Genomic DNA, 6,431 nt, shown 5'->3' with positions numbered 1-6,431 from the left:
AAACCGTTATCACATCGTCTACCCGCCGGCCCTGCGCGACGAGCCCGCGCTGCGCGCGTTCTGCGACTGGCTCCATGCGGAGATCGAACGCTCCCGCGCGGCGCTGTGCGGGCTTTGCTAGCTAATCGGCGAGGAACAGCGACTGCAGGTCGCTGAGGAAGTCGAAGCCCTTGTCCGTGGCCGCGATGCGCGCCGGGTCGGGCAGCAGCAGGCCGCGTGAGCGGCCTTTCTCCATCGCAGCAGCGATGGCCGAGGGCGGCAGGCCGGTGCGCTCCAGGAACTGCGTGACCGGCACGCCGTCCTTCAGCCTCAGCGCATTGAGCATGAACTCGAAGGGCAGTTCGCTGCGCTGCACCTCGTGCTCGTTGGACACCGCCGCGCCCTCGCCCGCCTTGACCATGTAGGCCGCCGGCTCGCGCCAGCGCACCTGGCGCAGGATGCGGTGCGGGAAGCTCAGCTTGGTGTGGGCGCCGGCGCCGATGCCCAGGTAGTCGCCGAACTGCCAGTAGTTGGTGTTGTGCGTGCAGCGATGGCCGGCGCGGGCGTAGGCCGAGACCTCATAACGGTCCATCCCGACGGCACCGGTCCTCGCGGTGATCAGGTCCAGCATGTCGCTGGCCAGATCGGGGTCGGGCAGGTTCTCGGGCGTCTGCACCGCGAAGCGCGTGTTCGGCTCGATGGTCAGGTGATAGACGGACAGGTGCGGCGGCGCGAAGGCCAGCGCGGTGTCCAGCTCCAGCGCCAGCTCGTCCAGCGTCTGGCCGGGCAGTGCGTACATCAGGTCGATGTTGAAGGTGTCGAAGGCGCCGGCCGCCTCGGCGATGGCGGCCTTCGCCTGCTCGCTGTCGTGGACGCGGCCGAGGGCCTTCAGCTTGGCGTCGTCGAAGCTCTGCACGCCGATGGACAGGCGCGTCACGCCAGCCTCGCGGAAGCCCTTGAAGCGGTCCTTCTCGAAGGTGCCCGGGTTGGCCTCCAGCGTGATCTCGCAGCCCGGGTCCAGCGGCAGCCGGGCGCGGATGTCGGAGATCAGTTCGGCGATCTGCTCGGGCGCGAACAGGCTGGGCGTGCCGCCGCCGATGAAGATGCTGACGACATGCCGGCCCCAGATCAGCGGCAGCGCCGCTTCCAGGTCGGCGCGCAGCGCGGCCAGGTAGGCGGAGGCCGGCAGCTCGCCCTTGGATTCATGCGAGTTGAAGTCGCAGTAGGGGCACTTGCGGATGCACCAGGGCAGGTGCACGTAGAGGGACAGCGGCGGCAGCGCGGCCAGGCTCAGGGTGCCCGGGCGCATCAGCCGGATGACATCAGCCAAGGTGCCAGACCTCGCGCATCTGCTTGACCAAGTCGATCGAGGCAAGCGCGCGATGGCTCAACGCGTTCTTCTCGGCGGCGCTCAGCTGCGCCACGCTCTTGCCCAGCGACGGGATGAACAGCAGTGGGTCGTAGCCGAAGCCGCCCTCGCCTTCCAGCGCGGTCAAGACCTGACCCTGCCAGCGACCCATCGAGATCAGCGGCTCCGGGTCCTCGGCGCTTTTCACCGCGACCAGGGCACAGACAAAACGGCCGGTGCGATCCTCGACGCCGGCCAGCTTCTCCAGCAGCACACGGTTGTTGTCAGCATCTGATTTCGGCTGGCCGAACAGCGTGGCATAACGCGCAGACAGGACGCCAGGCGCGCCGCCCAAGGCATCGACCGCCAGCCCCGAATCGTCGGCCAGCGCCGGCAGGCCCGAGGCCTGCGCCGCGTGGCGTGCCTTGGTCAGCGCGTTCTCCACGAAGGTGCCGTAGGGCTCTTCGGCTTCCGGAATTCCCAGCGAGCCCTGCGTCACCAGCTCGACGCCCAGCGGCGCGAACAGCGCCTGCAGCTCGACGAGCTTCTTCGCGTTGTTGGACGCAAGAACGATCTTCATGCGCCCAAGGCAGCCTTCTGCGCCGCCAGCAGCTCGCCGATGCCCTTCTCGGCCAGGTCCAGCAGCCTGTTCATCTCGGCGCGGCTGAAGGCCACGCCCTCGGCCGTACCCTGCACCTCGACGATGCCACCCTTGGCGGTCATCACGACGTTCATGTCGGTGTCGCAGGCCGAGTCCTCGGTGTACTCCAGGTCCAGCAGCGGCACGCCGTTCACGATGCCCACCGAGATCGCCGCCACCGCATCCTTCAGCGGGCTCTGCGCGATCTTGCCATTGGCCAGCAGCCAGTTCACCGCGTCGGCCGCGGCCACGTAGGCGCCGGTGATCGCCGCCGTGCGGGTGCCGCCGTCGGCCTGGATCACGTCGCAGTCCAGCGCGATCGTGCGCTCGCCGAGCAGGCCCAGATCGAACACGCAGCGCAGCGAGCGGCCGATCAGGCGCTGGATCTCCTGCGTGCGGCCGCTCTGCTTGCCGCGGGCGGCCTCGCGGTCGCTGCGGGTGTGGGTGGCGCGGGGCAGCATGCCGTATTCGGCCGTCACCCAGCCTTCGCCGGAGCCGCGGCGGAACGGGGGCACCTTCTCCTCGACCGAGGCGGTGCACAGCACCTTGGTGCCGCCGAACTCGACCAGCACCGAGCCTTCGGCATGGCGGGTGTAGTGGCGGGTGATGCGCACCGGGCGCAGCGCGTCGGCCGCGCGGCCTTCGCTGCGCGGCGTCGTTTCGACAACAGCAGTCATCTTGTTCCTTGGGAAAGCAATCAGGGAGAGGTTTTCTTGGCGGCGCTGCGCTGGGTGATGACGGCCTGGATCTCGCGCACCGAGCGTTCGATCTCTTCCTCGTCCATCGCACCCCGGGCGTCGACCTGGCCGGGACCGGCCTGGATGGTCGAGGCGAAGCCGTCTTCGTCCACCGTCAGCTCGGGCGGCGCAGCATTCACGATGGGTAGCTCGGAGCCTTCCCATTCCACCGCCAGCACGGTGACATTGTCGCAGCGCTCGCCACCGTTGCGCAGCGCGCGCTCGACCAGCTCGGGCACCGCGTCGGCGATCGGCCGGGCGGCCAGTTGGGCGGTGATGTCCACGTCGGATACCGTGCCCCACAGCCCGTCGGAGCACAGCAGCATCTTGTCGCCGGGCTCCATCACCAGCGGGCCGCTGACGTCGATCATCGGCTTGCCCGGGCTGCCCAGGCAGGTGAACAGCACGTTCCGGTTGAAGCGCTCGGCGCCCGGCGCCGGGCGGCCCAGCGCCTCCTGCAGCTCGCTGTAGGAATGGTCGCGCGTGCGGGCGATCAGCTTGCCGCCGCGCACCAGATACAAGCGCGAATCGCCGCAGTGCACCCAGTAGGCGTTGTGGCCCTGCATCACGCAGGCGACGACCGTCGTGCGCGGCGTGTCGTGCAGCTTCTTGTCCTGGGCATAGCGCAGCAGCTGGCGGTGGCCGATCAGCACGGCGTCCTGCAGGTACTTCAAAGGGTCGGCCAGCACCGGCTTGGCGTCGCGCTGGAAGATCGCGGCCATCGCCTGCAGCGCCAGCCCGGCAGCCACCTCGCCCTCGGGGTGCCCGCCCATGCCGTCGGCCAGCGCGAACAGGCCGGCTTCCTGCGTGTAGCAGTAGCCCATGCGGTCTTCGTTCTTCTCGCGGCCGCCCTTGCGGCTCACCTGGAATACCTGGAACCTCACGGCAATGAATCCTTCAAGCCTTCGCACCCTTGAGGTTTTCCAGCTGCAGCTTCAGCCGTTCGCTGAAGCTCAGCTTGGTATAGCGGCGCTCGGTCTCGCGGGCCAGTTCCTTCTGCAGCGCGAACACGCTCTGCGGGCGCGACAGCGGGTCGAGCGACATGCACCACTCGGTCACTTCGAGCAGGTTGTCGGAATAGACGTTGCGCAGCCGGGAGAGGCTCAGCGCCAGCCGGTCCTTCTCATTGCGCTGAGGTGCGTCGTTAGGCGGATAGCCCTGCATGCAGGCGTAGATGCAGGCACCGATGGCGTAGATGTCGGTCCAGGGGCCTAACGAGCCGTCTCGACGGTACATCTCCGGCGCCGCGAAGCCCGGCGTGTACATCGGGCGGATGAAGTTGCCTTCCTTGCTCAGCACTTCGCGCGCCGCGCCGAAGTCCAGCAGCACCGCCTTGTTGTCATTGGTGATGAAGATGTTTGCCGGCTTGATGTCCAGGTGCAGCATCTTGTGCTGGTGGACGATGCGCAGGCCGCGCAGGATCTCGTCGAACAGCGAGCGGATCGTCGACTCGCGGAACACCTTGTCGCGCTTCATGTCGCGCGCGGTGACGATGAAGTCCTGCAGCGTGTCGCCCTGCAGGTAGTTCATCACCATGTAGACGGTCTCGTTCTCGCGCAGGAAGTTCAGCACCGAGACCACGCTCGGGTGCGAGATCTGCGCCAGCGACCGGCCTTCCTCGAAGAAGCTCTTCAAGCCCAGGCGATACAGCGGCTGTTTCTCCGGCTTGACGCGCGGCGTCAGCTCGCCGGGCGAACGCTCGGCGAGACTGGAGGGCAGATATTCCTTGAGGGCGACGAGATGGTGATCGGGATCTTCGGCCAGGTAGACGACACCGAAGCCACCTGCAGCCAGACGCTTGATGATCTGGTAGCCCCCGACCACCGTCCCCGCCGGCAGGGGAGCCGGTTTGGGCTTTGACATAATCGCGCTTTGCTTTGCTAACCGGGTGCTAGATGCCAGTCTACAGCATGACGGGATATGCCAGCGCCAGCTCGCAGCCCGCCTCCGACGGTGACAACACCGCCGTCAACAAGTCCAGCGTCAGCGTCGAATTGCGCTCGGTCAACGGCCGTTTCCTCGACCTCGGCTTTCGCATGCCGGAGGAGCTCCGCGGCCTGGAACCGGCCCTGCGCGAGCTGCTCACCGCGCAGTTCAAGCGCGGCAAGATCGAGATGCGCATCAACGCCCAGCGCGAGGGCGACAACGCCTGGCCCCAGCCACAGCCGGAACAACTGAACCGCCTCTCGCGCTTGGAGAGCACGGTGCAGGGCTGGCTGCCCAAGGCGCAGCCGCTGTCGGTCCACGAAGTGCTGCAGTGGTGCAAGAACGGCGGCGGCGCCGCCGAGAAGCTCGACGAGGCCACGCTGGAAGCCGCCCGCGCCTGCGTCGCCGGCCTGGCCGAGGCGCGCGAGCGCGAGGGCGAGAAGCTGGTGGCCATCCTGATGGAGCGCGTCAAGCGCCTGCGCGCGCTGGCCGCCGAGGCCGAGCCGCTGGTGCCGGCCGTCGTGCAGCGCCAGCAGCAGCGCTTCATCGAGCGCTGGCAGGAGGCGCTGACCGCCTCCGGCGCCACCCAGACCATCACCGAGGAACAGCTGCGCGAACGCGCGCTGAACGAGGCCGCCGCCTACGCGATCCGCATCGACGTGGCCGAGGAACTCGCCCGCCTGCGCGCCCACCTGGACGAGATCACTCGTCTGCTGAAGAAGGGCGGCGAGGTCGGCAAGCGCCTGGACTTCCTGATCCAGGAACTGCTGCGCGAGGCCAACACGCTGGGCTCCAAGGCCGCTGCGCTGGAGCTGACCAATATCTCGGTGGAGATGAAGGTGGCGATCGAGCAGCTGCGGGAGCAGGTGCAGAACCTCGAGTGAATTCGCCGCAGCCCCCGACCTGCTGGGGCGCATCGAATTGCCGCTGGGTATCGGCGTTAGCCCCGAGGCGAACCTGAACGATTATTAAGAAAGCCGGTCGACGAATTCCCTATCATCGCCCTCAGAGCCGCAGGCATTGTTTGTTGATCAGCGGCCGATAGGAGACACGGCGATGAAGATCTTGGTCGTTGAGGATTCCGACCGCCTGGGCCGCTTTCTGCAGCAGGGCCTGAGCGAATGCTCGTACACCGTCAACTGGGTGCGCAGCTGCGCCGCGGCGAACGACGCGCTCGTCGACACGAACTACGACGCGATCGTGCTGGACCTGGGCCTGCCCGACGGCGACGGGCTCGACCTGCTGAAGTCCTGGCGCGCCGGCGGCTTCAAGGAGCCGGTGCTGATCCTGAGCGCCCGCGACGGCGTGCAGGACCGCGTCAAGGGCCTGGACCTCGGCGCCGACGACTACCTGCCCAAGCCCTTCAGCCTCGAGGAGCTGCTGGCCCGCGTGCGCTCGCTGGTGCGGCGCCAGTCCACCACCAAGCAGGTGGTGCTGGAGCATGCGGGCATCAAGCTGGACCTGCTGAGCCACACGGTGCAGAACAACGGCCAGCCGGTGGACCTGACCAGCCGCGAGTACGCGCTGCTGGAGGTGTTCATGCAGAACCAGGGCCGCATCCTGCCGCGCACGCTGATCTCCGAGAAGATCTGGGCCTCGCATTTCGACGTGGACACCAATCTGCTGGACGTCTACATGAGCCGGCTGCGTTCCAAGCTGGAAACCTCGGGCAAGACCATCTTCAAGACGGTGCGTGGCGTCGGCTACCAGATGGTTTGAACCAGCTGAAGCCGCGTTCAGAAAGCAGACAGATTGGGTACAGGTCCCCGCCGAAGAATCGTGAAAACAAAGTTCACGTTTC

Annotated in this window: 7 protein-coding genes; 2 read left to right on the top strand and 5 right to left on the bottom strand. The window is 67.3% G+C overall.

Annotated elements, in window-relative coordinates; translation table 11 throughout:
* Positions 1 to 121: 121 nt before the first annotated feature.
* Genes hemW through B0W88_RS13290 form a run of 5 tightly spaced genes read right to left on the bottom strand, consistent with a single transcriptional unit; the run spans position 122 to position 4,567 of the window.
* Positions 122 to 1,288, bottom strand: coding sequence for a radical SAM family heme chaperone HemW (gene hemW, locus B0W88_RS13310; protein WP_083748770.1), 1,167 nt, complete (start codon positions 1,286 to 1,288; stop codon positions 122 to 124).
* Between the two features lie 13 nt (positions 1,289 to 1,301).
* Positions 1,302 to 1,907, bottom strand: a complete 606-nt coding sequence (gene rdgB, locus B0W88_RS13305; protein WP_077035141.1) for an RdgB/HAM1 family non-canonical purine NTP pyrophosphatase — start codon at positions 1,905 to 1,907, stop codon at positions 1,302 to 1,304.
* A complete protein-coding gene (gene rph / locus B0W88_RS13300) occupies positions 1,904 to 2,644 on the bottom strand; it encodes a ribonuclease PH (protein ID WP_077035140.1) in 741 nt (246 codons plus the stop codon). Before rph ends, rdgB begins: the two co-directional genes overlap by 4 nt.
* A 20-nt stretch (positions 2,645 to 2,664) precedes the next feature.
* Positions 2,665 to 3,588, bottom strand: coding sequence for a PP2C family serine/threonine-protein phosphatase (locus B0W88_RS13295; protein WP_077035139.1), 924 nt, complete (start codon positions 3,586 to 3,588; stop codon positions 2,665 to 2,667).
* A 13-nt stretch (positions 3,589 to 3,601) separates the two neighbouring features.
* Entirely contained in the window at positions 3,602 to 4,567 is a 966-nt protein-coding gene (locus B0W88_RS13290; protein WP_077035138.1) for a serine/threonine-protein kinase, read from the bottom strand.
* A gap of 47 nt (positions 4,568 to 4,614) precedes the next feature.
* On the opposite strand from B0W88_RS13290, the gene B0W88_RS13285 reads away from it, so the two are divergent.
* The gene (locus B0W88_RS13285; RefSeq protein ID WP_304442581.1) at positions 4,615 to 5,514 is read left to right on the top strand and encodes a YicC/YloC family endoribonuclease; all 900 of its coding nucleotides are present in this window, start codon (positions 4,615 to 4,617) and stop codon (positions 5,512 to 5,514) included.
* A 172-nt stretch (positions 5,515 to 5,686) separates the two neighbouring features.
* Positions 5,687 to 6,349 carry a response regulator transcription factor gene (locus tag B0W88_RS13280; protein WP_077035136.1) on the top strand — a complete coding sequence of 221 codons (663 nt, stop codon included), beginning with the start codon at positions 5,687 to 5,689 and terminating at the stop codon, positions 6,347 to 6,349.
* The last annotated feature ends 82 nt before the right edge of the window (positions 6,350 to 6,431 follow it).

The organism is Pelomonas sp. KK5, from assembly GCF_001984095.1.
Taxonomy (GTDB): Bacteria; Pseudomonadota; Gammaproteobacteria; order Burkholderiales; family Burkholderiaceae_C; genus KK5.
This window is presented reverse-complemented; position numbering and strand designations above follow the sequence as displayed.